The sequence below is a fragment of the Isoptericola sp. NPDC056618 genome (genome assembly GCF_042792715.1).
Classification (GTDB): Bacteria; Actinomycetota; Actinomycetes; order Actinomycetales; family Cellulomonadaceae; genus Isoptericola; species Isoptericola nanjingensis.
In genome coordinates, this window is record NZ_JBHTVZ010000009.1 from 69,414 (window position 1) to 91,479 (window position 22,066).

27 protein-coding genes, 1 other RNA gene and 1 pseudogene are annotated in these 22,066 nt (G+C 73.0%); 23 read left to right on the forward strand and 6 right to left on the reverse strand.

Going from position 1 to position 22,066, the window contains the following annotated elements; translation table 11 throughout:
- The first annotated feature begins 543 nt into the window (after positions 1–543).
- The 4 genes from ACFQ8T_RS12570 (at position 544) to ACFQ8T_RS12585 (ending at position 2,258) form a co-directional block, all read left to right on the forward strand.
- The gene (locus ACFQ8T_RS12570; RefSeq protein WP_430546869.1) at positions 544–777 is read left to right on the forward strand and encodes a helix-turn-helix domain-containing protein; all 234 of its coding nucleotides are present in this window, start codon (positions 544–546) and stop codon (positions 775–777) included.
- An 89-nt stretch (positions 778–866) separates the two neighbouring features.
- Positions 867–1,376: a hypothetical protein gene (locus tag ACFQ8T_RS12575; RefSeq protein WP_430546870.1), complete on the forward strand. Its 510-nt coding sequence runs from the start codon at positions 867–869 to the stop codon at positions 1,374–1,376.
- Between the two features lie 13 nt (positions 1,377–1,389).
- Positions 1,390–1,806 (forward strand): helix-turn-helix domain-containing protein, encoded by a 417-nt coding sequence (locus ACFQ8T_RS12580; protein ID WP_430546871.1) that lies wholly within the window; start codon positions 1,390–1,392, stop codon positions 1,804–1,806.
- Positions 1,803–2,258 carry a hypothetical protein gene (locus ACFQ8T_RS12585; protein ID WP_430546872.1) on the forward strand — a complete coding sequence of 152 codons (456 nt, stop codon included), beginning with the start codon at positions 1,803–1,805 and terminating at the stop codon, positions 2,256–2,258. Before ACFQ8T_RS12580 ends, ACFQ8T_RS12585 begins: the two co-directional genes overlap by 4 nt.
- A gap of 219 nt (positions 2,259–2,477) precedes the next feature.
- On the opposite strand, the gene ACFQ8T_RS12590 is transcribed toward ACFQ8T_RS12585, so the two are convergent.
- From ACFQ8T_RS12590 to ACFQ8T_RS12605, 4 genes are all read right to left on the reverse strand, one after another.
- A complete protein-coding gene (locus ACFQ8T_RS12590) occupies positions 2,478–2,633 on the reverse strand; it encodes a hypothetical protein (protein ID WP_430546873.1) in 156 nt (51 codons plus the stop codon).
- Between the two features lie 25 nt (positions 2,634–2,658).
- Positions 2,659–3,087: a helix-turn-helix domain-containing protein gene (locus ACFQ8T_RS12595; RefSeq protein ID WP_430546874.1), complete on the reverse strand. Its 429-nt coding sequence runs from the start codon at positions 3,085–3,087 to the stop codon at positions 2,659–2,661.
- Complete coding sequence (locus ACFQ8T_RS12600; RefSeq protein WP_430546875.1) at positions 3,084–3,305, reverse strand: hypothetical protein; 222 nt, start codon at positions 3,303–3,305, stop codon at positions 3,084–3,086. Before ACFQ8T_RS12600 ends, ACFQ8T_RS12595 begins: the two co-directional genes overlap by 4 nt.
- A gap of 75 nt (positions 3,306–3,380) precedes the next feature.
- Positions 3,381–3,887: a hypothetical protein gene (locus tag ACFQ8T_RS12605; protein ID WP_430546876.1), complete on the reverse strand. Its 507-nt coding sequence runs from the start codon at positions 3,885–3,887 to the stop codon at positions 3,381–3,383.
- Positions 3,888–4,066: 179 nt separating this feature from the next.
- Here ACFQ8T_RS12605 and ACFQ8T_RS12610 point away from each other — a divergent pair, with 179 nt between their 5' ends.
- The 10 genes from ACFQ8T_RS12610 to ACFQ8T_RS12655 all read left to right on the forward strand — a co-directional run bounded on the left by ACFQ8T_RS12610 (position 4,067) and on the right by ACFQ8T_RS12655 (position 10,777).
- Entirely contained in the window at positions 4,067–5,074 is a 1,008-nt protein-coding gene (locus tag ACFQ8T_RS12610) for a CpaF family protein (protein ID WP_430546877.1), read from the forward strand.
- Positions 5,074–5,931 (forward strand): type II secretion system F family protein, encoded by an 858-nt coding sequence (locus ACFQ8T_RS12615; protein ID WP_430546878.1) that lies wholly within the window; start codon positions 5,074–5,076, stop codon positions 5,929–5,931. Before ACFQ8T_RS12610 ends, ACFQ8T_RS12615 begins: the two co-directional genes overlap by 1 nt.
- Positions 5,928–6,869: a type II secretion system F family protein gene (locus ACFQ8T_RS12620; RefSeq protein ID WP_430546879.1), complete on the forward strand. Its 942-nt coding sequence runs from the start codon at positions 5,928–5,930 to the stop codon at positions 6,867–6,869. The genes ACFQ8T_RS12615 and ACFQ8T_RS12620 overlap by 4 nt, the downstream gene beginning before the upstream one ends.
- Positions 6,870–6,928: 59 nt before the next feature.
- Entirely contained in the window at positions 6,929–7,129 is a 201-nt protein-coding gene (locus tag ACFQ8T_RS12625) for a hypothetical protein (protein WP_430546880.1), read from the forward strand.
- Position 7,130: 1 nt separating this feature from the next.
- Positions 7,131–7,535, forward strand: coding sequence for a VOC family protein (locus ACFQ8T_RS12630; RefSeq protein ID WP_430546881.1), 405 nt, complete (start codon positions 7,131–7,133; stop codon positions 7,533–7,535).
- Positions 7,536–7,546: 11 nt separating this feature from the next.
- Positions 7,547–7,969, forward strand: coding sequence for a TadE/TadG family type IV pilus assembly protein (locus ACFQ8T_RS12635; RefSeq protein WP_430546954.1), 423 nt, complete (start codon positions 7,547–7,549; stop codon positions 7,967–7,969).
- The gene (locus ACFQ8T_RS12640; RefSeq protein ID WP_430546882.1) at positions 7,966–8,463 is read left to right on the forward strand and encodes a pilus assembly protein; all 498 of its coding nucleotides are present in this window, start codon (positions 7,966–7,968) and stop codon (positions 8,461–8,463) included. Before ACFQ8T_RS12635 ends, ACFQ8T_RS12640 begins: the two co-directional genes overlap by 4 nt.
- Entirely contained in the window at positions 8,460–8,945 is a 486-nt protein-coding gene (locus tag ACFQ8T_RS12645; protein ID WP_430546883.1) for a hypothetical protein, read from the forward strand. The genes ACFQ8T_RS12640 and ACFQ8T_RS12645 overlap by 4 nt, the downstream gene beginning before the upstream one ends.
- A gap of 108 nt (positions 8,946–9,053) precedes the next feature.
- Complete coding sequence (locus tag ACFQ8T_RS12650) at positions 9,054–9,497, forward strand: RrF2 family transcriptional regulator (protein ID WP_430546884.1); 444 nt, start codon at positions 9,054–9,056, stop codon at positions 9,495–9,497.
- Between the two features lie 65 nt (positions 9,498–9,562).
- Positions 9,563–10,777 (forward strand): globin domain-containing protein, encoded by a 1,215-nt coding sequence (locus tag ACFQ8T_RS12655; protein WP_430546885.1) that lies wholly within the window; start codon positions 9,563–9,565, stop codon positions 10,775–10,777.
- 4 nt (positions 10,778–10,781) lie between these two features.
- Here ACFQ8T_RS12655 and ACFQ8T_RS12660 read toward each other — a convergent pair whose 3' ends face one another.
- Complete coding sequence (locus ACFQ8T_RS12660) at positions 10,782–11,333, reverse strand: putative glycolipid-binding domain-containing protein (protein WP_430546886.1); 552 nt, start codon at positions 11,331–11,333, stop codon at positions 10,782–10,784.
- Positions 11,334–11,406: 73 nt separating this feature from the next.
- Between ACFQ8T_RS12660 and ACFQ8T_RS12665 the strand changes: the two genes are divergently transcribed.
- The 8 genes and pseudogenes from ACFQ8T_RS12665 (at position 11,407) to ACFQ8T_RS12700 (ending at position 19,553) form a co-directional block, all read left to right on the forward strand.
- Positions 11,407–11,790, forward strand: coding sequence for an ankyrin repeat domain-containing protein (locus ACFQ8T_RS12665; RefSeq protein ID WP_430546887.1), 384 nt, complete (start codon positions 11,407–11,409; stop codon positions 11,788–11,790).
- 92 nt (positions 11,791–11,882) lie between these two features.
- Entirely contained in the window at positions 11,883–12,998 is a 1,116-nt protein-coding gene (gene prfB, locus ACFQ8T_RS12670) for a peptide chain release factor 2 (RefSeq protein ID WP_429762447.1), read from the forward strand.
- A gap of 208 nt (positions 12,999–13,206) precedes the next feature.
- Positions 13,207–13,884 (forward strand): annotated as a pseudogene (ftsE, locus tag ACFQ8T_RS12675) (cell division ATP-binding protein FtsE); the annotation flags it as partial.
- 359 nt (positions 13,885–14,243) lie between these two features.
- Positions 14,244–15,155 (forward strand): permease-like cell division protein FtsX, encoded by a 912-nt coding sequence (ftsX, locus tag ACFQ8T_RS12680; RefSeq protein ID WP_430546888.1) that lies wholly within the window; start codon positions 14,244–14,246, stop codon positions 15,153–15,155.
- 8 nt (positions 15,156–15,163) lie between these two features.
- Entirely contained in the window at positions 15,164–16,627 is a 1,464-nt protein-coding gene (locus ACFQ8T_RS12685; RefSeq protein ID WP_430546889.1) for a peptidoglycan DD-metalloendopeptidase family protein, read from the forward strand.
- 102 nt (positions 16,628–16,729) lie between these two features.
- Positions 16,730–17,230: an SsrA-binding protein SmpB gene (smpB, locus tag ACFQ8T_RS12690; RefSeq protein WP_430546890.1), complete on the forward strand. Its 501-nt coding sequence runs from the start codon at positions 16,730–16,732 to the stop codon at positions 17,228–17,230.
- 132 nt (positions 17,231–17,362) lie between these two features.
- Positions 17,363–17,730: a transfer-messenger RNA gene (gene ssrA, locus ACFQ8T_RS12695) on the forward strand.
- Positions 17,731–17,834: 104 nt separating this feature from the next.
- Positions 17,835–19,553 carry a beta-N-acetylhexosaminidase gene (locus ACFQ8T_RS12700; RefSeq protein ID WP_430546891.1) on the forward strand — a complete coding sequence of 573 codons (1,719 nt, stop codon included), beginning with the start codon at positions 17,835–17,837 and terminating at the stop codon, positions 19,551–19,553.
- A 31-nt stretch (positions 19,554–19,584) separates the two neighbouring features.
- Here ACFQ8T_RS12700 and ACFQ8T_RS12705 read toward each other — a convergent pair whose 3' ends face one another.
- Positions 19,585–20,583: a DUF4349 domain-containing protein gene (locus ACFQ8T_RS12705; RefSeq protein WP_430546892.1), complete on the reverse strand. Its 999-nt coding sequence runs from the start codon at positions 20,581–20,583 to the stop codon at positions 19,585–19,587.
- 246 nt (positions 20,584–20,829) lie between these two features.
- Here ACFQ8T_RS12705 and ACFQ8T_RS12710 point away from each other — a divergent pair, with 246 nt between their 5' ends.
- Positions 20,830–21,981, forward strand: a complete 1,152-nt coding sequence (locus ACFQ8T_RS12710) for an ROK family protein (RefSeq protein WP_430546893.1) — start codon at positions 20,830–20,832, stop codon at positions 21,979–21,981.
- Positions 21,982–22,066: the final 85 nt, after the last annotated feature.

The window sequence follows — 22,066 nt, forward strand, 5'->3', positions numbered from 1 at the left end:
CAGCCGACGTTGGGCGCAGGCGCGCCTGGTCTACGTGCGGGTGAGCGCATTGTCATGGCACGAGCCTGCGGAGACGATACCGATGCTCGCTCACGGTGCCGTGAGCGGCTTTGGGGATGTGCCGTCTGTACCGGTTCGTGCTGGCGAACCATCCGAAGCACGACAAATCCTCCTGGAGGCTGCCGGCGTCGTGACTGCGGCCGTGCACAACGGAAGTGATGAGTTGATCGGCCCAGCGCACGTCCGCGCCTTCGGCCGCACGGGCGTCGACGTCCCGTGGGGCTTCGAGACGCTGGGAGGCCCAGTTGATCCCCATTCCGACAGGTTGGTCGAGCTCCTCTGTTCCAACCCGCACTTTCCGTCCGGCGAGCCAAGTGTCCAACTCGAGGTCACGTTCAGGGACTCCGCTGGGCGATGGTGGAGGCGTCGAGGCTACGAGCCCGTTGAGCGAGCGAAGGACCGCGAGCGTCAAGTCCGAAGGGAATCCCGGCAGCAGGCCCAGGTACGGCGACGCCTGGCCAGGCGTCTGGGAGGATCGCCTACGTGACCGCCGAGCCTCGCTTCCTGTCCGTGAAGAACGTCGCCGACGAGCTGGCCATCAGCGAGGCGCAGGTCTACACCCTCGTGCGGTCCGGGGAGCTCCCGGCGATCCAGGTCGGCCCCAAGAAGGTCTGGCGGATCGAGCGGGCCAAGCTCGAGGAGTACATCGAGCGGCAGTACGAGGCGACGCAGGAGGCAATCAGGCACGGGTTGGTCGGATCCGGCGACGAGGACTGAGACGAGGTGTGGACCGCAGCCCGGGTGAACTATCCCCAACCTCGGACAGATCGAGGACGCGTGTCGGTCGGCGTTGCTAGATTCCCGTCATGCCGAGCACGGATGGGCGGTCTGCGAGTGACAGCCTCTGCACCCAGCCAACCGAACATGCTCGCGAGTTCCATTTCCACAGCTCGCCGTTCGAGTCGACGTCGGTCCGGAACGAGATCGTGGACGCGCTGTACGACGCTGCTCGAACACCCATGCAGGCAGCGGGACTCGTAGGCGACGTCTTCGGCCGAATGCGGGCAGCAGGCCTGGGCCACCTGGCCGACGACCCGGATGAGTTCTGCCCGGTGCGGAGCCAGCCGGAGCTCTGGGAGATGAAGTGGAAGTTCAAGCGCATGGGGGAGTACCGGCTGTACCACGCCGAGCCCGGCCGAAGTCCTGACCTCGTTGCACTGAGATTCCACCGCAAGGACACTGACCGGTTCGCGTCGTCCACCGAGATCAACCAGCGGCAGAACGTGGAGATGGAACTCGCGGCGGCCCGGTACGAAGCGGGTGAAGATCACCGCTGGGGGCACACCCGCGGTTGCGGGGACTGTCTGGGCGACTGATAGAGTCAAGTCTATGGACGCCCCCGCCAACGCCGGCCATGCCCGCACCCGCGAGGAGCTGATCGAACTCGCCACCGCCCTGGCTGCTGCCGATGAAACGATGCGGCGCGCTCTGATCAACGCGCGAGTCTCGGCAGGTCTGAGCCAACGACAGGTAGCCGAGCTGCTCGGCATCAAGCAGTCGTCGGTAGCCTCGTTCGAGCGCCACGACAACGATCCGCGGCTCTCGACCATCCGCCGGTACGCCCTCGCTGTGGGTGCTCAGGTGGACCACCGCGTGTGCACGCCGGGCCTCACCGTTGAGACGGACGGCTGGGAGACGGTTTCAACCCCCGCCCATTTCGTGGTTGGCGGGTGGGACAGCCAGGTCCATCAGATGCTCCTGGAGGCGCCGACGAACATGCGAACTGACTTTGCCCTCGGCGCATGAACGACCAGTTGCGCCAGGTCCGCACCGCGGCTGATTTGCTCCCATTTGCAGAGTTGACATCAACAACGACCTACGAGGTGCACGGCCGTCGTCTGCCTAGCGATGAGGCGCGCCCAGAGGAAGACTGCGCCAGTAACTTCAACGTGCTGGTTCGGAAGGAACTGGGCGAGCTGGAGACGCGGGCTCGGGTTCAGGTGCTTACGACTGAGGCAGACCTTTTGGCTGACATCGGAGCAACGTACTCGTTTTCGGAGCCGCTGCACCTCGAGGAGGACGTGGTCCAAGAGTTCGTCGAACGAGCTGGTGTGATGGCGGTCTTCCCATACCTGCGGGAGGCGATCCAGACGACTGCAACACGCCTCGGGGTAGACGCACCTGTGCTGGGACTGCTGCGCGCTGGAAGCTTCCGGCTGAGCCTGAATACCGACGACGAAGCGGTCGTAGCGGAGTAGGTCAGACGTCGCTGGTCTGAATTTGGCGCCTCGGAGGCGTTGCCGGCGCAGCGGCAGGCTGGACCGCGATGCGGGTCATTCTCGCCTGCGCGATGGGGGCCGTCGTCATCGAGGCTGCCGTGGAGTTCGCGCGCCTCCGTCTGAAGCGACGGCGCGCGGATGCCGCCAACGCTGGCCGCGACGAAGCCTCGAGCGGGGTCGCAGCGCTCCCGCCGTTCCCTAGCGGAACTCGTGGTTCGCCTCGTCCCGCCCTTCCGTCAGGTCGACCACCGCCTGGCCGTTGGCGTTCTCCTGGTGGATCCGGGTCCAGTGCACCGTGACGTTTTTCTGACAGGCGCTGCACCAAGCCTGGCTCGTCCATGTCGTCGTTGGCATGCCCTCACGCTAGCCGCCGCCGCACCTACCTGGAAGACCTTGAAGACCTTCGCGAGCGCGAGGAGACGCCCGACCTAGGGGGACCGGCGCGTTTGGTGTCGAGCCACGCCTCGAGGTCGGAGACGCGGTACCGGACGAGCCGGCCGAGCTTCACGCGCGGCACCTCGGGGTGGTCGCGGAGCCAGGACTCCTTGACGCCGAGGTAGGCCGCTGACTCCGGTGTCGTCATGAGGGACGTCATTTCCGTTGGCGGCTCTCGCGACCGGAGACCGTGGGAAGCGACGCGACCCACTCGGCCAGGTCGGCCGCGAGGATGACGGGCTTCGACGCCCGCGAGCCGACGTAGTGCGCGACGGTGGTCGCCGCGCGAGATCGCGCGCTGCAACTCCCGGGGCGAGGCACCGACGGCCTCGGCGGACGTCTGCAGGTCCGCCGAGATGAACGGGAAGGTCATGCGTTCCGTCGTCCTCGCTCGATCCACGCGTGCAGCTCGGCACGGGGGATCAGCGGCTTCGCGATGGGGCGGCCGTCGACCTCGGGTCGGCTGACGACGAGGTCGCCCGCGCGGACGGCGCGGATGATGACGTCCCGTGAGACGCCAGTGGCGAGCGCGGCCGTCTGATAGGAGTACGACTCGGCCATGAGAGCGCGGGGCAACTCGTCGACGATCATGGTGCGGAGCCTCCCGCAGCGCAGCCGCACACTGCAAGGGCCAGTTGACTCCCGCGCCCGCCGCCGGGTCGTGCGCTACTGAGCTAGGTCCCGCCGAAGAGACTCGACGAGCTTGTAGATCTCCTGGTACCTGCTTGGCGGCTGACTACGGACCGTTCCCGGCAGCTTCACCTCAGCGCCGTCGTCGTACCTGAGCAGAAGCGCGACCGCGCCGGGCCACTGGCCATGCTCGGCCGCGGGGCCGAGCGCACTCGCTCCGGCCTGGACCTCCATTGACACGAGGCCGCACCGCGGCCGGACGGTCGTAGTCCGAGCGCGGCCCGCATCGCTGCCGGCTGAGACCGTCACGAGGAGGTCGTCAGTGAACAGGTGGATAACGACGGCATATCCGTTGCCTCCGTCGGAGTAGGTGATGGCCACGTTCGTGAACCGGATGCCGGCGTCGTCCAGGGCTAGGGCCACATCCGAGACGGCATGGCCGAACCAGGGCGGCATCCTGCCGTCCTCGAGGTACGGAATCTCCTCGCCGCCCGAGTCGAGGATCGCGTCACGGATGCTGTCGAGGGTCTCGATGAGTGCCATCGGGCCACTGTGCCCGCGGGGCTTGCCCGACGGGAAGGATGAAGGTGGACAGTCCGGCAGCCAGTCCGCAGCCAGTCCGCAGTCAGTCCGCAAGAGGTTCGAGCGCGCCCGGGTTCTGTTGGTGCTCACCAACGTAGGAATGGCGAAATTCCAACGCTGTTTGCGCGTACCGTTGGTAGATGGGCCTCGATGGTGAGTCCTGGATCAACTCTCCCGCCAAGGTGTTCGTCGCCCGGCGCGGCGTCCCCGAGCTCACGACGACGATCCTCACCGCCGTCCAGGTGCGCGACCTCGTGGAGCGGATGCTCAAGGCGTCCGGCCGCCGCCTCGACCTGAGCAGCCCGTTCGTCGACGCCTCGCTCCCGGGCGGTGAGCGCCTGCACGTGGTCATCCCCGACGTCACGCGCGAGCACATGGCCGTCAACATCCGCAAGCACCTGGTGCGCGCGGACCACCTCGACCACCTGGTGCGGCTGGGTTCACTCACCACGCACGCGGCCGCCTTCCTCGACGCCGCGGTGCGCGCCGGGCTGAACGTGCTCGTCTCGGGCGCGACCCAGGCGGGAAAGACGACGATGCTCAACGCCCTCGCCGGCTCGATCCCCGCGGGGCAGCGCGTGATCTCCTGCGAGGAGGTCTTCGAGGTGCGCTTCGCCGCCCGCGACCACGTGGCCATGCAGTGCAGGCAGCCCAGCCTGGAGGGCACCGGCGAGATCCCGCTGCGCCGGCTGGTCAAGGAGGCGCTGCGGATGCGGCCGGACCGCATCGTCATCGGCGAGGTGCGTGAGGCAGAGAGCTTCGACATGCTCGTGGCCCTCAACGCCGGCATCCCCGGGATGTGCACGGTGCACGCGAACTCGGCGCGCGAGGCGGTCACGAAGATGTGCACGCTGCCGCTGCTCGCGGGCGAGAACGTATCCGACCGCTTCGTCGTCCCGACGGTGGCGTCGGCGATCGACCTGGTGGTGCACCTGGACGTCGCCGCGGACGGCGCGCGACAGGTCCGGGAGGTCGTGGCCGTCACGGGACGCGTCGAGGGGGACCGGGTCGAGACCGCCGGGATCTTCCACCGCCTGCCCGCCGAGCAGGGCGGCGACCTGGTGCGGGGCGATGGCTTCCCGCCCGGCGAGGAGCGCTTCGCGCGCGCCGGCGTCGACGTCCGGGCGCTGCTGGCCGGGGGCCGCTGATGGGCGTCGTCGTGGGGCTGCTGCTCGGTGCCGGCCTGGCGTGCATGTGGCTGTCGTGCTGGGAGGCGCCCGCACGCCCGCGGCGTCGTGCCGGGCGGTCCGCGGCCGTCCAGGACCTGCTCGTCCAGGCGGGGGCTCCGTCGGTGACCCCGGCCGCGCTGTGGTGGCTCAGCGCGGCGGCGGGCGTCGTCGTGCTGCTCGCCGGGCTGGCGCTGACCCGCTCGCCCGCCATCGCGGCCTGCTTCGCGCTGATGGCGGCCGCCGCGCCCGAGCTGCTGGTGCGGGTGCGGGCCAGGAAGCGGCGACGGGACCTGCGCGAGGTCTGGCCCGAGGTGGTCGACCACCTCGCGTCGGGCGTGCGGGCCGGGCTCTCGCTGCCGGAGGCGGTGGCACAGCTGAGCGAGCGCGGGCCGGTGGAGCTCCGCGAGCCGTTCGCGCGGTTCGCGGCGGACTACCGCGCGACCGGGCGGTTCGGGGAGTGCCTCGACCTGCTCAAGGCGCGGCTCGCCGACCCGGTGGCGGACCGGATCGTGGAGGCGCTCCGGCTGACGCGCGAGGTAGGCGGCACGGACCTGGGCCGCCTGCTGCGCACCCTGTCGTCGTTCCTGCGCGAGGACGCGCGGACGCGGGGCGAGCTCGAGGCGCGGCAGTCGTGGACGGTCAACGGCGCCCGGCTCGCGGCCGCCGGCCCCTGGGTGGTCCTGGCGTTCCTCGCGACGCGGCCGGAGACGGCGCAGGCGTACAACTCGGCGGCGGGGGTCGCGGTCCTCGCGGCGGGGGCGGCCACGTCGGTGCTCGCGTACTGGCTGATGCGTCGGATCGGGCGGCTGCCCGAGGAAGGCAGGGTGCTGCGATGACGGTCCTCGGCGTCTCCGGCGTCGGCGCCGTGGTGGGGCTGCTCGGTGGCCTCGGCCTCCTGCTCGTGATCTCGCGGATCCGTGCCCGCCGGGCGACCCTCGACGAGCGCCTGGCCCCGGCGCTGCGCCCTCGTGACGCCACGTCCGGCCTGCTCCGCGAGCAGCCCGTCCACACCCCGTTCCCAGTGGTCGAGCGGCTGCTCGCTCCCTGGGTCGCGGACGCCGCGCACTGGTTCGAACGGCTCGGGTCGTCCCGCGCGGACGTGCGTCGGCGGCTCGACCGCGCGGGCTGGCGCGAGAGCGTCGAGGGGTTCCGGGCGCGGCAGGTCGTCTCGACGGCGCTGGGGCTCGCGGGCGGGCTCGTGCTCGCGCTGCTCCTCGCCGCGACGCGCGGGTCCGCACCGGTCCCGCTGGCGGCGCTCGTGCTGCTGTGCGGCGCCGGCGGGTTCGTCCTGTGCGACCAGTGGCTGAGCCGCGCCGTCCACCGGCGCGAGGAGCGGATGCTCGCCGAGTTCCCGACCGTCGCCGAGCTGCTCGCCCTGGCCGTCACGGCGGGCGAGGGGCCGGTGCCCGCTCTCGAACGGGTCGCCGCCACCGCTCGAGGCGAGCTGTCCGGCGAGATCTCCACGATGCTCGCCGACGTCCGCGCCGGGGCGCCCATCGCGGGCGCCCTCACGGCCATGGCGGACCGGACCGGGCTGCCGTCGCTCACCCGCTTCGCCGAGGGCGTCGCCGTCGCGCTGGAGCGCGGCACCCCGCTCGCCGAGGTGCTGCGCGCACAGGCGCAGGACGTGCGTGAGTCCGGGCGCCGGGCCCTCATGGAAGCAGGTGGCAAGAAGGAGGTCGCGATGCTCGTGCCCGTGGTCTTCCTCATCCTGCCGATCACCGTCGTCTTCGCCGTCTTCCCGTCCCTCGCCACCCTGCAGATCGGGTTGTGAACGTGCGCGCCGACATCCGACCTCGCCGCCTCCGCGCGGTGCCACCGAAAGGACCGACCATGCACGACAAGACGCACGACGAGAACGACACCCTGCCGCCCGGGCGCCCTGATGCCGATGACCCGGAGCGCGGCGACGTGCCGGGCTGGGTGCTCGTGACGCTGATGACGGCAGGGCTGGTCGTGGCGCTGTGGGCGATCGCGGGCCCGCTGCTCGAGGACACGTTCACGCGGGCGATCACGAGCGTCACGGGTCCGTGACGTGGCGATCGGCCGGCTGCACCACCTGATCATCGACTGCCCGGACCCGCGGGGCCTCGCGGAGTTCTGGTCGGCCGTGCTCGGCCAGGACGTGACGTACGCGGACGACGACTTCGTCGTGGTGGCGCGCAGCGACCGGCACTCCGGCCTCGCGTTCCAGCGCGCCCCGCACCACCAGGCACCGGACTGGGGCGACCCGGCACGGCCGCAGCAGATGCACCTGGACGTCATGGTCGACGACGTGGCGGACGCGCACGCGCGCGTGCTCGCGCTCGGTGCCCGCCGGCTCACCGCCGCCGCGCCGGGCGCGGGGGAGGGCGACGTGTACGCCGACCCCGCCGGTCACCCGTTCTGCCTCATCCCGCGTCCCGGTTGGGCGCCGCCGGTCGAGGAGGGCAGCACGTGACGGCACCGGCCGTGCCCGCGCCTGTCACCTCGGCGCCTGCCACGTCTGCGCCTGCCACGGGGCGGGACGGCGAGCGGGGATCCGCCGTCGCGGAGTTCGTCATGGTGTCCGCACTGGTGCTCGCGCTGTTCCTCGCCGTGGTGCAGGTCGCGCTGGCGATGCACGTGCGCGCGCTCGCGATCGACGCCGCCGCGGAGGGTGCGCGCGTGGCCGCGCGCGCCGACCGCGACCTGGCGAACGGTGCCGCCCGGACGCAGGAGCTGCTGACCGCCGCGCTCGGGTCCCGGTACGCCGACGACGTCTCGGTGCGCCGCGCCGTGCAGGACGGCCTCGACGTCGTGGAGGTGACGGTGCAGGTGCCGCTCCCGGTGGTCGGCCTGATCGGACCGTCCGGGGTGCTCACGCTCCAGGGCCACGCGCTGGAGGAGGCGTGAGCGCGCCGGGGCAGCGGCCGTCGCGCGGGCAGCGGGCGCAACCGGGACAGGAGCCCGAGGGGCCCGACCCCGAGGCGGGCGCCGCGCTGGTGGAGTTCCTCGGCACGGCGGTGCTGCTCCTGGTGCCGCTGGTGTACCTGGTGCTCACGGTCGCGCAGGTGCAGGCCGGGGCGTTCGCCGTCGAGGGCGCGGCGCGGGAGGCGGGCCGGGCGATGGTGACGGCCGACTCCTCCGCGTCGGGCGCGGAGCGGGCCCGGGCGGCGGCCGGGATCGCGTTCGGCGACCAGGGCTTCGCCGTCGCCGACGGTTCCGTGTCCCTGGAGTGCTCGGCCGACCCGTGCCTCACGCCGGGAGCGACGGTGGGGGTGCGGGCACGGCTGGCGGTGCCGCTGCCGTTCGTGCCCGAGTCGCTGCGCGGCTGGCTGCCGCTGGAGATCCCTGTCACCGCGACGCACGTCGCGACGGTCGACGAGTACGCGACGGCGCGGTCGTGACCCGGCGACGCCCGCAGGGCGGCACGCAGGCCGGGCCCGGACCGGAGGACGGCCGGATCATGCTGCTCACGGCCGGCGTGGTGGCGTTGGCGCTGATGCTGGTCGGCACGGTGGCGTCGGCGACCGCCGTGCACCTCGACCGCAAGCACCTCTACGACCTCGCGGACGCCGTCGCGGCCGACGCGGCCGACGCCGTGCCCCCGGAGCGGTTCTACGACGGCACGGCGTCCTCGCAGGGGGAGGCCGTGCTCACGCTCACCGACGCCGACGTCGAGGAGTCGGTGCGCGACTACCTCGCCGCGCACCCGGGGGAGGCGCAGGGGCTCGACGGCCTGCGCCTCGTGGAGGCGACGTCGGCGGACGGGCGGACGGCGCAGGTCGGGCTGGCGGCCACGTCGCGCCCGCCGCTGCTGCGGTGGTTCACGGACGCGTTCGGCGGCGGGTTCACCGTCGCCGCGACGTCGTCCGCCCGCGCGGGCTGAGCCCCACGGGCGGCTCGCGGTGGCTCCGCGAGAGGCCACCGGCGGAGTGTGGAACTTCCCACACCACAAAAGACGCATCCAAGATTCCGATTTCGCTAGCCTGCGGGTGTGCAGCTCACCGCCTTCACCGACCTCGGCCTGCGGATCGTCATGCGCCTCGCCGTGCTCGACGCCGAGCGGACGGCGACGACGCGCGCGCTCGCCGAGCAGCTGAACGTGCCGGCGACGCACGCCGCGAAGGTCGTCACGCGGCTGGGCCACCTCGGCGTCGTCGAGGCCCGCCGCGGCCGGGCCGGGGGGCTGCGCCTCGCGGACGGCGCTCGCGACCTGTCCGTCGGGTTCGTCGCGCGCGCCCTCGAGGGCGACGGCGAGGTCGTCGAGTGCGAGGGCGCGAACCCGTGCCCGCTGCGCGGCGGCTGCCGGCTGCGCGGGGCCCTCGCCCGCGCCCGCGAGGCCTTCTTCGCGGCCCTCGACCCGGTGACGATCGCCGACGTCTCCGCCGCACCCACCCGGGACCTGCTGCTCACCATCGGTGCGCGCCCGCCCGGCTGACGTCCGCGCCGGGCGCACCCGCCCGCACGTGGAGACCCCCGAAGGAAGAGACAGGAGAGTCACGCATGCTCACCCCCGAGTCCGCCGCCGTCGTCCGCGCCACGCTGCCCGCGATCGGCGGAGCGATCGGCGACATCACGCCGATCTTCTACCGGCGCATGTTCGCCGCGCACCCCGAGCTGGAGCGCGACCTGTTCAACCGGGGCAACCAGGCCCGCGGCGACCAGCAGCGGGCCCTCGCCGGGGCCATCGCCGCCTACGCGACCCTCCTCGTCGACGACGGCCCGGACCCGCGCGCCGTCCTGGCCCGGATCGCGCACAAGCACGCCTCGCTCGGGATCCTCCCGGAGCAGTACCCGATCGTGCACGAGCACCTGTTCGCCGCCATCGTCGAGGTGCTCGGCGACGCCGTCACGCCCGAGGTCGCGGCGGCGTGGGACGAGGTCTACTGGGACATGGCCGACGCGCTCGTCGAGATCGAGCTCGGGCTGTACGCCGAGGCGGGGGTGGCGCCCGGCGACGTCTGGCGCACCGTCTACGTCCGCCGTCGGGTGCAGCAGTCGCCCGACACGATCTCGCTCGAGCTCGTCTCCTCGGACGGCGCCCCGCTCCCCGTCGCACGCCCCGGGCAGTACGTCTCGGTGGCCGTCACCCTGCCCGACGGCGCGCGGCAGATCCGCCAGTACAGCCTCACGGGCGCCGGGTCGCCCGGCGCCTGGGCCGTCTCGGTGAAGGCGATCCTCCCCGGGCTCGACCCGGCGGGGGTCACGCCCGCCGGCGAGGTCTCCAACCACCTGCACGACAACGTCTTCGAGGGCGACGCCCTCGAGGTCTCGACCCCGTTCGGCGAGCTCACCCTGGTCGAGGGGGAGAACCCGCTGGTGCTGGTCTCGGCCGGCATCGGCATCACGCCGATGATCGGCTTCCTGCACCACCTGCGCGACGTCGGCGCCACGCGCCGCGTCGTGGTGCTGCACGCCGACCGCTCGCCCGCGCGGCACGCGCACCGCGCTGAGCTCCGCGCGCTCGTCGACGACCTCCCGACGGCCGAGCTGCACCGCTGGTACGAGGACCTCGGCACCCGGCCGGTGCAGGAGCGGCTGCGCTCGGGATACATCGACCTGGACGGGGTCGACGTCCCCCACGACGCCGACGCCTACCTCTGCGGTCCGGCGCCCTTCATGACCGTCGTCCAGTCCGCGCTCCTCGGGCGCGGCGTCACCGCCGACCGCATCCACCACGAGGTGTTCGGGCCGGGCCGGGAGATCGCCGCCGCCTGACGGCTCAGCCGCCGTCGGCGACGCGGGAGAACAGCCCGGGATAGTCGACGACGAGGCCGTCCGCGTCGACCGAGATCTCGCGGTGGAAGTCGCCGTCGCGGGACTCGTAGACGTATCGGTCGGTGTCCACCCGGGTGTACCGCTGCGGGTCGGGCGAGACCTCGAAGGACTCCCCGTCGACGTACGCCGTGACGATGTCGGCCGCCGCCCCGACCGCGAGGTCGAGGCGGCGGATCGGCAACGTGTTCGTGAACGGGCTGAACGACAGGTCCACGTCCACGGCATCGGCGAGGTCGGGCCGGGCGGCGCCGTCCACCCGCCAGTCGTCGTCGTCGTCCTCCCGGCTCAGGTCGAGCTGGCGGCCGTCCGACGACCGCAGCCTCAGCACCCGGAACGTCCACGCGTCGCCCTGCTCCGTGCCGAGCTCCATCGCGTACTCGAGCCGCACGGGCCCGAGGTCGACGACGGAGCGGGCGCGGACCCTGTCGTCGCGCGCGAGCAGGTCGAGGTGCTCGACGCTGCCGGTCCCGAGCCCGCGCCACCGGTACGTCGTCATGGTCGACCTCCTCCACGGCTCCCGTCCCCAGCATCGACCCGGACCGGGACCTCCGCCCGGTAGATTCGCGCGCATGACCGACGAGACGCCGCCCGCCGACAAGCTGCCGGTGGACCTGGACCAGATGTTCGACCTCGCCCGCGCGGGCGCCGACCTGCTCCTGGAGTTCGTCGACGCCGGCGTCCCGGCCGACCACGCCGACGCGGCGGGGAACACCCTGCTCATGCTGGCGGCGTACCACGGGCACGCCGCCCTGGTGCGCGGTCTCGCCGAGCGGGGCGCCGACGTGGACCGGGTCAACGCGCGCGGCCAGTCCCCGCTGGCGGGCGCCGTCTTCAAGGGCTCGGACGACGTGGTCGCGGCGCTCGTCGCCGCGGGCGCCGACCCCGACGCCGGCACGCCCAGCGCCCGCGACACCGCGCAGATGTTCGGGCGCACCCTGCCCGAGCGGGGGTGACGCCGGCCGCGGACCGCCGGCTGGCAGCCGACGGGCGGCCGACGGGCACCGTCGGGCGGGGGAGTCTCGCGTGGCGGGTAACCTTGAGGATCGTGGCCACCATCGACTTCCCCGCAGAGATCAAGGCGCTGCGCGCCACCCTCGAGTCCATCGAGGCCGTGAGCGACCCCACCGCGCTGCAGGCGAAGATCGACGACCTCACGCAGCAGGCCTCCGCCCCCGACCTGTGGGACGACCCGGAGAAGGCGCAGCAGGTCACGTCCGCGCTGTCCACCGCGCAGGGCGAGCTGCAGCGGGTCGAGAAGCTCGGCAGCCGGATCGACGACGTCGAGACGCTGGTCGAGCTGGGGCTCGAGATGGAGGACGAGGACTCGCTGACGGAGGCCGAGACCGAGGTCGCCGTCATCCGCAAGGACCTCGACGCGCTCGAGGTGCGGACCCTGCTGTCCGGCGAGTACGACGCCCGCGAGGCCGTCGTGACGATCCGCGCGGGCGCCGGCGGCGTCGACGCCGCGGACTTCGCCGAGATGCTCATGCGGATGTACCTGCGCTGGGCCGAGCGGCACGGCTACCCGACCAAGGTGATGGACACCTCCTACGCGGAGGAGGCCGGGCTCAAGTCGGCCACGTTCGAGGTGAACGCCCCGTACGCGTTCGGCAACCTGTCCGTCGAGGCGGGCACGCACCGCCTGGTGCGCATCTCGCCGTTCGACAACCAGGGCCGCCGCCAGACGTCGTTCGCCGCGGTCGAGGTGGTGCCGCTCATCGAGCAGACCGACTCCATCGAGATCCCCGAGTCCGAGCTCAAGATCGACGTGTTCCGCTCGTCGGGCCCCGGCGGGCAGTCCGTGAACACCACGGACTCCGCGGTGCGCATGACCCACCTCCCCACGGGCACGGTCGTGTCGATGCAGAACGAGAAGTCGCAGATCCAGAACCGCGCCGCGGCGCTGCGCGTCATGCAGTCCCGCCTGCTGCTCATCCGGCAGCAGGAGGAGGCGGCGAAGAAGAAGGAGCTCGCCGGCGACATCAAGGCGAGCTGGGGCGACCAGATGCGCTCCTACGTGCTGCAGCCGTACCAGATGGTCAAGGACCTGCGCACCGAGCACGAGTCCGGGAACACGCAGGCCGTGTTCGACGGCGCCATCGACGACTTCATCGAGGCCGGGATCCGCTGGCGCCGCTCGGGCGGCGCCGACGCCGCCTGACGGGCCCCGCCCGGCCGACGACGCCGCCGGGAGACCCTGAACGGGTGCCTCGGGCGTCATTCCTGACCCGCGACACACCGGCGTGTCCTTCGCGCCACCCTCCCCGCCGGGTGCGACTCTCGGGAATCGGGCGGCCCCGGCCCAGGCGCGACGTGACGTCGTGCCCGTCCCGGTGCCGCACGGTCGACTGGCAGGGGAGAGGCACGTCGTGATCCGGTTCGAGAACGTCTCGAAGGTCTACGCCCGAGGGGCGCGGCCCGCGCTCGACGACGTCTCCGTCGACGTCGCGCGCGGGGAGTTCGTCTTCCTCGTGGGGGCCTCCGGCTCGGGCAAGAGCACGTTCCTGCGGCTCGTGCTGCGCGAGGAGCGGCCCACGGGCGGCACCGTGTACGTCGCGGGTCGCGACCTGTCCCGGCTGTCGAGCTGGAAGGTGCCCTCCCTGCGACGCAGCATCGGCGTCGTCTTCCAGGACTTCCGCCTGCTGCCCGGCAAGACGGTCTACGAGAACGTGGCCTTCGCCCTGCAGGTGATCGGCAAGCCGCGGCACACGATCCGCACCACGGTGCCCGAGGTGCTGGAGATGGTGGGCCTGGACGGCAAGGAGAAGCGGCTCCCGCACGAGCTGTCCGGCGGCGAGCAGCAGCGTGTCGCGATCGCGCGGGCGTTCGTCAACCGGCCCCAGATCCTGCTGGCCGACGAGCCGACGGGCAACCTCGACCCCACCACGTCGCTCGGCATCATGCGGCTGCTCGACCGGATCAACCGCACCGGCACCACCGTGGTCATGGCCACGCACGACGACGAGATCGTCAACGAGATGCGCAAGCGTGTCGTCGAGCTGTCGACCGGGTCGGTGGTGCGCGACGAGGTCGACGCGGTCTACGGCGAGCGGGAGTCGATCCTGCCGCAGGTGGGGCAGACGCCGGTGCTCGACGCCCCGGGCCGCGGCGCGCGGGCGGTGCAGCGCGTCCAGGTCTCGCCCGAGCCGGCGGACCTCGAGGCAGAGCGGGCCGCCGAGGCGGCGGCCGCGAGGGCGGCGGCGCAGGAGGCTGCGCACGAGACCGAGCAGGAGACCGTGCAGGAGACCGTGCAGGGTCAGGGTCCCGTCGCCCCCGCGGCGCCGGCCGCGCCGACCCCGGCCCCGAGGCGCTCGGTTCCCGAGCCGGCGGGCGCGTCCGCGGACGAGGTGGTGCAGCAGGTGCTGCGCGAGCACGAGCGCGTGCGCGCGGGACGGGAGGCCTGAGGGTGCGGCTCCAGTTCGTCCTCACCGAGGTCCTCCAGGGCCTGCGGCGCAACCTGTCGATGGTGGTCTCGGTCGTCCTCGTGACGTTCGTGTCCCTGACCTTCGTGGGCGCGGCGGCGCTGCTGCAGACGCAGGTCACCAAGCTCAAGGGCGACTGGTACGACCTCGTCGAGGTCTCCGTCTTCCTCTGCCCGGACGGATCGACCGCGCCGACGTGCGCGGACGGCGAGGCCACCGAGGACCAGATCGCCGGGCTCGAGAAGGTCATCGACACCGAGCTGTCCGACGTCGTCGCCGCCACCTACTTCGAGAGCAAGGCGGACGCGTTCGACGCGTTCACGGAGCTCTACCCGGACGGCTACCAGGGCACCCAGCTCACCGAGGACGACATGCAGGCGTCGTTCCGGCTCAAGCTGGTCGATCCGGAGCAGTACCAGGTGGTCGACGACGTCCTCGAGGGGCGCGCCGGCGTCGAGGTCGTGGAGGACCAGCGCGAGGTGTTCGAGCCGTTGTTCCTCGCGCTCGGGCGGGCGTCGCTGCTGGCCGCGGGGCTCGCGGGCGTGATGCTGCTCGCGGCGGTGCTGCTCATCACGACGACGATCCGGCTCTCCGCCGTCTCGCGCCGACGCGAGACCGGCATCATGCGCCTGGTCGGCGCGTCGAACCTCTTCGTGCAGCTGCCCTTCATGCTGGAGGGCGCGATCGCCGCGCTGGTGGGCGCGCTGCTCGCCGTGGGCGGGCTCTGGCTCGCGGTGCAGTACCTGGTGACGGACTGGCTGCAGGACTCCGTCGACTGGGTCGCGTACGTGGACGTGGGAGACGTCCTGTTCGTCGCGCCGCTGCTCATCGGCATCGCCGTGCTCCTTGCGGTGGTGTCGTCCGTGGTGACGCTCAACCGGTACACGAGGGTGTGAGATCGCAGATGACGACCCTGAGGATGTCCCCCGGCGTCGGCCGGCGCGCGGTCGGCGGGCTCGTGGCCGCCGTCCTGGTGCTGGGCGGTGCGACGACGTCGGCGACGGTGTCCGCCGGCGTGTCCGCACGCTCGGCGGCCGCGGACGACATCGACGACCAGCGGGCCGCCGCCGAGGCGAAGCAGCGCGCGAAGGAGCGCGAGCGCGACGGCCTGCAGGAGGAGCTCGAGGACACCAACGCCAAGTACCGCCAGGCGGTGCTGGACCTCAATGAGGTCGAGGGCCGCCTCCCGGTGGCGCAGGCCGAGCTGGCGGCCGCGGAGGCGCGGCTCGAGGAGGCGCGGCGCAAGGCCGCGATCCTGGCGCAGCGACTGTCCGACGCGGAGGCCGAGGAGGCCGCCGTCTCCGACCAGATCGAGGCGGGCAAGGGCAAGGTCGACGCGGCGCGCGCCGACGTCGTGCAGATGGCGCGCCAGGCGTACCGCAACGGCGACGACACGAGCACCCTGGGCATCGTCACCGGGGCCCAGTCCACCGAGGACTTCCTCGAGGAGTTCGCCGTCTCGTCGTCGGCGGCGCGCAGCCAGGCGCGCACCCTGACCGACCTGCAGGACGCCGAGGCGGTGGCCCGCAACCAGCAGGCGCGCCTCGACGCCATCCGGTCGGCGATCGAGGACCTCAAGCGGGAGGCCGACGCCAACGTCGTCGCCGCGGAGAAGGCGCAGCGGGAGGCCGCGGACCGCAAGGCCGAGGTCGAGCGCCTCATCTCCAAGCAGCGCAAGCTCAAGGCGTCGATCGAGGCGCAGAAGGCGAACGCTCTCGAGGAGCTCAAGGCGAACGAGCAGGCGCAGCAGAGCCTCGAGGCGCAGCTCAAGGACATCATCGCCAAGCAGAAGGCCCGCGACGCCCGGCTCGCCGAGGAGCGCCGCAAGGCGGAGGAGGCGGCCCGCAAGAAGGCGGCCGCCGAGCGCCGGAGCAACGGGGGCGGCGGTGGGGGCGGCGGCTCCAGCAGCGGTGGCGGCTCCGGCGGGGGCGGCGGTGGCGGTGGCGGGGGGTCGTCCTCGTCCGGACCGTTCCTCGGCTGGCCGACGAACTACCACGTGGTGACCAGCTCGTACGGGATGCGGTTCCACCCGACGCTGCACTACTGGCGGCTGCACGCCGGGACCGACATCCGCACGTACTGCGGCACGCCCATCTACGCGGCCCAGAGCGGCTACGTCGAGCAGGCGCACTACACGTCCGGCGGCGGCAACAACGTGCTCATCAACCACGGCTCGTACCAGGGTGACAACGTGATGTCCCGGTACCTGCACCTGACCTACGACACCGTGAGCGTGGGCGAGAAGGTCGGCAAGGGCGAGATCATCGGCTACTCCGGGTCCACGGGGACGTCGGCGGCGTGCCACCTGCACTTCGAGGTCTACGTCAACGGCAGCACCACGGACCCGATGGGCGGCTGGCTGAACTGACGTCCCGCCGGGCGTTCGCGGGGCGAGGAAATGCCCTGGCCGCGACGCCAGGCTCCCGTATCCTGGGTCGTCGCGAGACCGCGAACCCGGGAGGAGGAGACCGTGTCCAACAAGGCCAAGGGCGCCAAGAAGAAGCAGGGCGACCCGCGCACGATCGTGGCGAACAACAAGAAGGCCCGCCACGACTACGTGATCGAGGACGTGGTCGAGGCCGGGATCGTGCTGTCCGGCACCGAGGTGAAGGCGCTGCGCATGGGCCGTGCGTCGCTGCTCGACGGGTACGCGGCGATCGACAACGGCGAGGCGTGGCTCGAGAACGTCCACATCCCCGAGTACTTCCAGGGGACCTGGAACAACCACGCTCCGCGCCGCAAGCGCAAGCTGCTGCTGCACCGCGACGAGATCGACCGGCTGGGCGTGAAGTCCCGGGAGAAGGGGCACACGCTCGTCCCGCTGAGCCTGTACTTCCTGGACGGCCGCGCCAAGGTGGAGATCGCGCTGGCACGCGGCAAGAAGGAGTACGACAAGCGGCAGACGCTGCGCGAGCAGCAGGACATGCGCGAGGCGCAGCGCGCCATCCGGCACCAGGAGCTGCTCGGCTGAGCGGGTCCTCCTCGCGGCACGGCCGGCGGAAATAAGGGCGCACCCGCGGTGGTTGATCCACTAGACTGGACGACGTCGGCACGGTTCGCCGTGGCCGCCGGGGGTCGGCAGACCCGGTTTGAAAAATGCATAGGGGCTGATCGGTTTCGACGGTGGTCGTGCTTCGAGGAGAAGCGGGCCGAGGATGCAGGCTCATCTCGTGAACGCTTGCCTGCAAACCTATAGGTGCCGATAACAAGCGCACCGACTTCGCCCTCGCCGCCTGAGCGAGCTCCGAAGTCCGTGAGCCCGGGATTGCTCTCGACCCGGTAGCTCACGTCATCTAGAGAGCCACTGCTCGTCGCCCTCGTCACCGGGGCGGCGGGGACTCCAAGGTGACTGGGCCCGTCCGCACCTTGTCTGCGTGAGTGCGGGGGCCGAGAAAATCACAGCAGACTGCGCCCGGAGAAGTCCTCGAATAGCGCCACCGGACCCGGGTTCGATTCCCGGCAGCTCCACCCCTGCGAACAGGCGGGCCACCCCTCGGTGGCCCGCCTGTCGTGCATCCGGGCGGGAGCGGAGCGACCCATTGCTTCGGAGCCCGAACATTTCCTAGGGTGGCCGGATGCCGTACGCCGCCGACGTCGTCCCCGCCCCCGTGTCCGTGCGCGCCGACGGAGAGGTGCTGTCCCTGCGCGACGGCGCGCGGGTCGCCGCCGACCCGGACCTGCGCGCCGCCGCCCGGTGGTGGCGCCGCGCGAGCGAGGACGCGTTCGGCCTGGACCTGGTGCCGACGGGCCCCGGCGGACCGGACGCGGACGTGACCTTCGGGGTCGACACCTCCGTCCCGGCCGGCGGCTACCGCGTGACCGTCGCCGACGGTGGCGGTCACGCCGTCGTGCGGGTCGCGGCGGGCGACGCCGCGGGGGCGCACGCGGCCGCGCAGACGCTGCGGCAGCTGGCCGGCCCCCAGGCGTTCCGCCGCGCCGGCCGCGCGGCCCTCGCGCTGCCCGTCGCGACCGTCGACGACGCGCCCCGGTTCGGCTGGCGCGGCGTGCTGCTCGACGTCGCGCGGCACTTCCTGCCGAAGGCGGACGTGCTGCGCTTCGTCGACCTCGCCGCCGCCCACCACCTCAACGTGCTGCAGCTCCACCTCACCGACGACCAGGGATGGCGGATCGAGGTGGAGCGGTACCCACGGCTCACGGAGGTCGGGTCGTGGCGGCGTGAGTCGGGCGTCGGCACCTGGCGCGCCGAGCGCTACGACGGCCGGCCGCACGGGGGCCACTACACGCGCGACGACCTGCGGGAGATCGTGGCCTACGCGCGCGAGCGCGGCGTCACCGTGGTCCCCGAGATCGGCTCGCCCGGCCACGTGCAGGCGCTGCTCACGGCCTACCCCGAGCTGGCCGCGCGCCCCGGCACGCACGAGGTGCGCACCACCTGGGGCATCAGTCAGGACGTGATCGACCCGTCCGACGCCGCGGTCGACTTCTTCGCGGGCGTGCTCGACGAGGTGTGCGAGGTCTTCGACTCGCCGTTCGTCGCGCTCGGCGGGGACGAGGTGCCCACGACGGCGTGGCGCGAGCGTCCCGAAATCGTGGCGCGCGCCGCCGAGCTCGGCCTCGTCGGCCCCGACGGCGAGGGCGACGTGGCCCGCCTCCACGGGTGGTTCCTCGCGCGGCTCGCCGAGCACCTGCGGGCGAAGGGGCGCCGCGCCGTCGTGTGGGACGAGGCGTTCGGGCCCGACCTGCCGCGCGACGTCGTGGTCACCTGCTGGCGCGGCCACGCCGTGGCCGCCGACGCCCTCGCCGCCGGGCACGACGTCGTGATGGCCCCCGAGCAGGAGGTGTACCTCGACCACCGCGCTGCCGACGGCGACGACGAGCCCGTCCCCGTCGGCTTCGTGCGTACGGTCGCCGACGTGCGGGCGTTCGAGCCGCTGCCGGCCGGGCTGCTGGAGGCGCGCCCCGAGCTGGCCGGCGACCTGCCGGGCACGGTGCTGGGCGCCCAGGCGCAGCTCTGGAGCGAGCACCTCGACTCGGCGCGGCGGGTCGACTACGCGGCCTTCCCGCGCCTCGTCGCGTTCGCGGAGGCGGTCTGGAACCCCGCGGCGCCGGGCTTCGACGAGCGGCTGCGCGACGGTCACCTCGCCCGGCTCGATGCCGCGGGCGTCGAGTACCGTCCCCTCGACGGGCCGCGGCCCTGGCAGCAGCGCCCGGGGGTCGCGGGGTGGCCGCGTGACCTCGACGCCGAGCGTGCGGCCGCCGGCTGGGCCGGGATGGGCGGCTGGGTCGAGGGGCGCGACGGCGCGGAGCCGGGGGAGCAGCCGGGCCGGGGGTGAGCCGCAGCAAGCCGCAGCAGCGGCCGACCGGTCAGCGGCCGGCGGGCACCGGCTCGGGGGCCTCGTCGGGCGAGGTCGGGTGCGGTGCGTCCGGGTCGCCGGGGCCGTCGTTGCCCGGGCGCTCCGTCGGGCCGCCGTCGGCCCCGGCCTCGGGCCGCGTGCGCCTGCGCAGCCAGCGGTAGCCGAGGTAGCCGATCCCGCCGAGGGCGAGCCACGGGAGCAGCACGCCCAGCACCAGCACGACCGTCTGGACCGTCGTGACGAGGGCGCCCCAGCCCGAGGCGAGGCCGCCGAGGAACCCGCCGCGCGACTGGGCCGCGGCGACCGGCTCGGGCACGATCTCGACGTCGAGCGTCGACATCGCCACCTGGTCGGACAGGCGCTGGCGCTGCGCGGTGAGCGCGTCGAGGTCCGCCTGGCGCTCGGACAGCTCCTGCTCCACCTGGAGCAGGTCCTCCGTGCTCCCGGCGGACTTCATGAGCTCGCGCAGCCGGTCCGTGGAGGTCGTCAGCGCGGCGATGCGGGCGTCGAGGTCCTGCCCCTCGCCGGTGACGTCCATGCTGTCCACGTCGACGCTCTCGACGGTGCCGAGCTTGTCGAGGGCTTCGACCGCGCCCGTCATCCGGTCGGAGGGAACCCGCACGGTCAGCGACGCCGATCCCGGGGAGTCGTCGGTGGCGGCCGTCTCCGAGCGCCGCTCGACGCGGCCGCCGGCCTCCTCGACCAGTCGCGCGAGCCGCGTCGCCGCCGCCGCCGGGTCGTCCGCGACGACGGTCGCGCGGCCGGTGGTGACGATCTCGCGGGCCGCGGCGGCGCCGGGCTCCGCGGCGCTCTCCGCGACGGACGCCCCCGCCGCCTCTTCGGGGGCGACGGCGTCCGCGACGGCGCCGCCGGCCTCCACGCCGGAGGACGCCCCGCCCGAGTCGGCACCGCCCGACGAGCAGGCCGTCATGACCAGCAGCAGCGTCGCTGCCAGCACCGTGCGGAGCGGTGCGCGGCGGGTCCGGGCCTGGCGCGGGGTGGCGGGCATGGCTCAGAGCGTAGGGCGCGGCGGCGTCGCGTCCGCGGCGGGCCGCGCGATCGTGACCCGACCGTGGCGAGACCGTGACCTTGGCCGATGTCGTCCTGCCGGTCGTCCCGCCGTCGTCCTCTCGTCGGGCTGTCGTGGTCGTCCGAGGCCTCGGCACCGGCCGTCCGTCACGATCCGGTCACACCTGTCGGAGCGCGGGGGATCGCGGATTGACAGAGGGCTAGTTAAGACGCTGTACTAACAAACATGTCCACGCCGACGACGCGCACAGCACGACGGGGTCTGGGTGCCGGCCTGCGAGCCACCTCCAAGGTGCTCCCCGAGCACGCCCGGGCGCACAACCGCTCCCTGGTGCTCCAGCACCTGTTCCACGAGGGGCCGACCTCCCGGGCCGACCTGGCGCGAGCCACCTCCCTGACCCGCGTGACCATCTCCGACCTGGTGAACGTCCTCCTCGCCGAGGGGCTCGTCGAGGAGCTGGGCGTGCAGCCCGGCCGCCGCGTCGGCAAGCCCGCGATCCTCGTGGGGATGCGCACCGACGCCTACCAGATCGTGGCCGTCGACCTGTCGGACGACGCCGTCATGCGCGGCGCGGTCATGACGCTCACGGGCGAGGCCGTCGTACGCCGCTCGCTGCCGGTCGCCGGGCAGGTCGGCGACGAGCTCGTGGACCTGCTCACCCGCTTCGCGCGCACGCTGATCTCCGCCGCGACGCGCCCCGTCATCGGGGTGGGCGTCGGCTCGCCGGGCGTCGTGGACGACTCCGGCCGCGTCGTCGAGGCGCCCAACCGGCAGTGGACCGACCTGCCGCTGGCCGCGATCCTCACCGACCGGCTGGCCCTGCCTGTCCACGTGGCCAACGACGCGAACTCCGCCGCCCTCGGCGAGTACACCTACGGCGGCGCCGCCGACTCCATGCTCGTCCTCACGGTCGGGCAGGGCGTGGGCGCCGGCGTGATGGTGGACGGCTCCCGGGTGCACGGCTCGGCCGACGCCGCGGGCGAGCTCGGCCACGTCACGGTCGTGGACGACGGGGAGCTGTGCGCCTGCGGGCGCCGCGGCTGCCTCGAGACCGTGCTCGCCGCCCCCGCGCTGCGGCGCGCCGTCGCCGGGCTGGACCCGGCCGCAGCCGACGAGGCGCTCGCCGGCGTCGGCCGCACCCTCGGCGTCGCGCTCGCGCCCGTCGTGGGCGCCCTGAACCTCGGCGAGGTGCTGCTCAGCGGCCCCGCCGACCTGCTCGACGGCGCGCTGCGCACCGCCGCCCTGCAGACCCTGACGGACCGCACGATGCCGGCCACGGCCGCCGGGCTGCGGTTGCGGATGGCCACGCTCGACGAGGACGTCGTCCTCGCCGGTGCGGCCGTCCTGGTGCTGGCCGCCCAGCTCGGCGTCTCCTGACCCCGACGAACTGCCCGTACCGCGCGCGCCGCCCCCGGCGCCGCGGTGCTCGGATCGACCCCAGAAAGATCGAGAGGAATCCCCA

Excerpts from the sequence above, each read along its gene's own strand:
- ACFQ8T_RS12605 (WP_430546876.1), bottom strand. The coding sequence starts at position 3,887 with ATGGCACTCATCGAGACCCTCGACAGCATCCGTGACGCGATCCTCGAC.
- ACFQ8T_RS12585 (WP_430546872.1), top strand. The coding sequence starts at position 1,803 with ATGAACGACCAGTTGCGCCAGGTCCGCACCGCGGCTGATTTGCTCCCA.
- ACFQ8T_RS12620 (WP_430546879.1), top strand. The coding sequence starts at position 5,928 with ATGACGGTCCTCGGCGTCTCCGGCGTCGGCGCCGTGGTGGGGCTGCTC.
- ACFQ8T_RS12665 (WP_430546887.1), top strand. The coding sequence starts at position 11,407 with ATGACCGACGAGACGCCGCCCGCCGACAAGCTGCCGGTGGACCTGGAC.
- ACFQ8T_RS12580 (WP_430546871.1), top strand. The coding sequence starts at position 1,390 with ATGGACGCCCCCGCCAACGCCGGCCATGCCCGCACCCGCGAGGAGCTG.
- ACFQ8T_RS12685 (WP_430546889.1), top strand. The coding sequence starts at position 15,164 with ATGACGACCCTGAGGATGTCCCCCGGCGTCGGCCGGCGCGCGGTCGGC.
- ACFQ8T_RS12625 (WP_430546880.1), top strand. The coding sequence starts at position 6,929 with ATGCACGACAAGACGCACGACGAGAACGACACCCTGCCGCCCGGGCGC.
- ACFQ8T_RS12615 (WP_430546878.1), top strand. The coding sequence starts at position 5,074 with ATGGGCGTCGTCGTGGGGCTGCTGCTCGGTGCCGGCCTGGCGTGCATG.
- ACFQ8T_RS12575 (WP_430546870.1), top strand. The coding sequence starts at position 867 with ATGCCGAGCACGGATGGGCGGTCTGCGAGTGACAGCCTCTGCACCCAG.
- ACFQ8T_RS12595 (WP_430546874.1), bottom strand. The coding sequence starts at position 3,087 with ATGACCTTCCCGTTCATCTCGGCGGACCTGCAGACGTCCGCCGAGGCC.
- ACFQ8T_RS12700 (WP_430546891.1), top strand. The coding sequence starts at position 17,835 with ATGCCGTACGCCGCCGACGTCGTCCCCGCCCCCGTGTCCGTGCGCGCC.
- ACFQ8T_RS12590 (WP_430546873.1), bottom strand. The coding sequence starts at position 2,633 with ATGCCAACGACGACATGGACGAGCCAGGCTTGGTGCAGCGCCTGTCAG.
- ACFQ8T_RS12600 (WP_430546875.1), bottom strand. The coding sequence starts at position 3,305 with ATGATCGTCGACGAGTTGCCCCGCGCTCTCATGGCCGAGTCGTACTCC.
- ACFQ8T_RS12705 (WP_430546892.1), bottom strand. The coding sequence starts at position 20,583 with ATGCCCGCCACCCCGCGCCAGGCCCGGACCCGCCGCGCACCGCTCCGC.
- ACFQ8T_RS12710 (WP_430546893.1), top strand. The coding sequence starts at position 20,830 with ATGTCCACGCCGACGACGCGCACAGCACGACGGGGTCTGGGTGCCGGC.
- ACFQ8T_RS12610 (WP_430546877.1), top strand. The coding sequence starts at position 4,067 with ATGGGCCTCGATGGTGAGTCCTGGATCAACTCTCCCGCCAAGGTGTTC.
- ACFQ8T_RS12655 (WP_430546885.1), top strand. The coding sequence starts at position 9,563 with ATGCTCACCCCCGAGTCCGCCGCCGTCGTCCGCGCCACGCTGCCCGCG.
- ACFQ8T_RS12660 (WP_430546886.1), bottom strand. The coding sequence starts at position 11,333 with ATGACGACGTACCGGTGGCGCGGGCTCGGGACCGGCAGCGTCGAGCAC.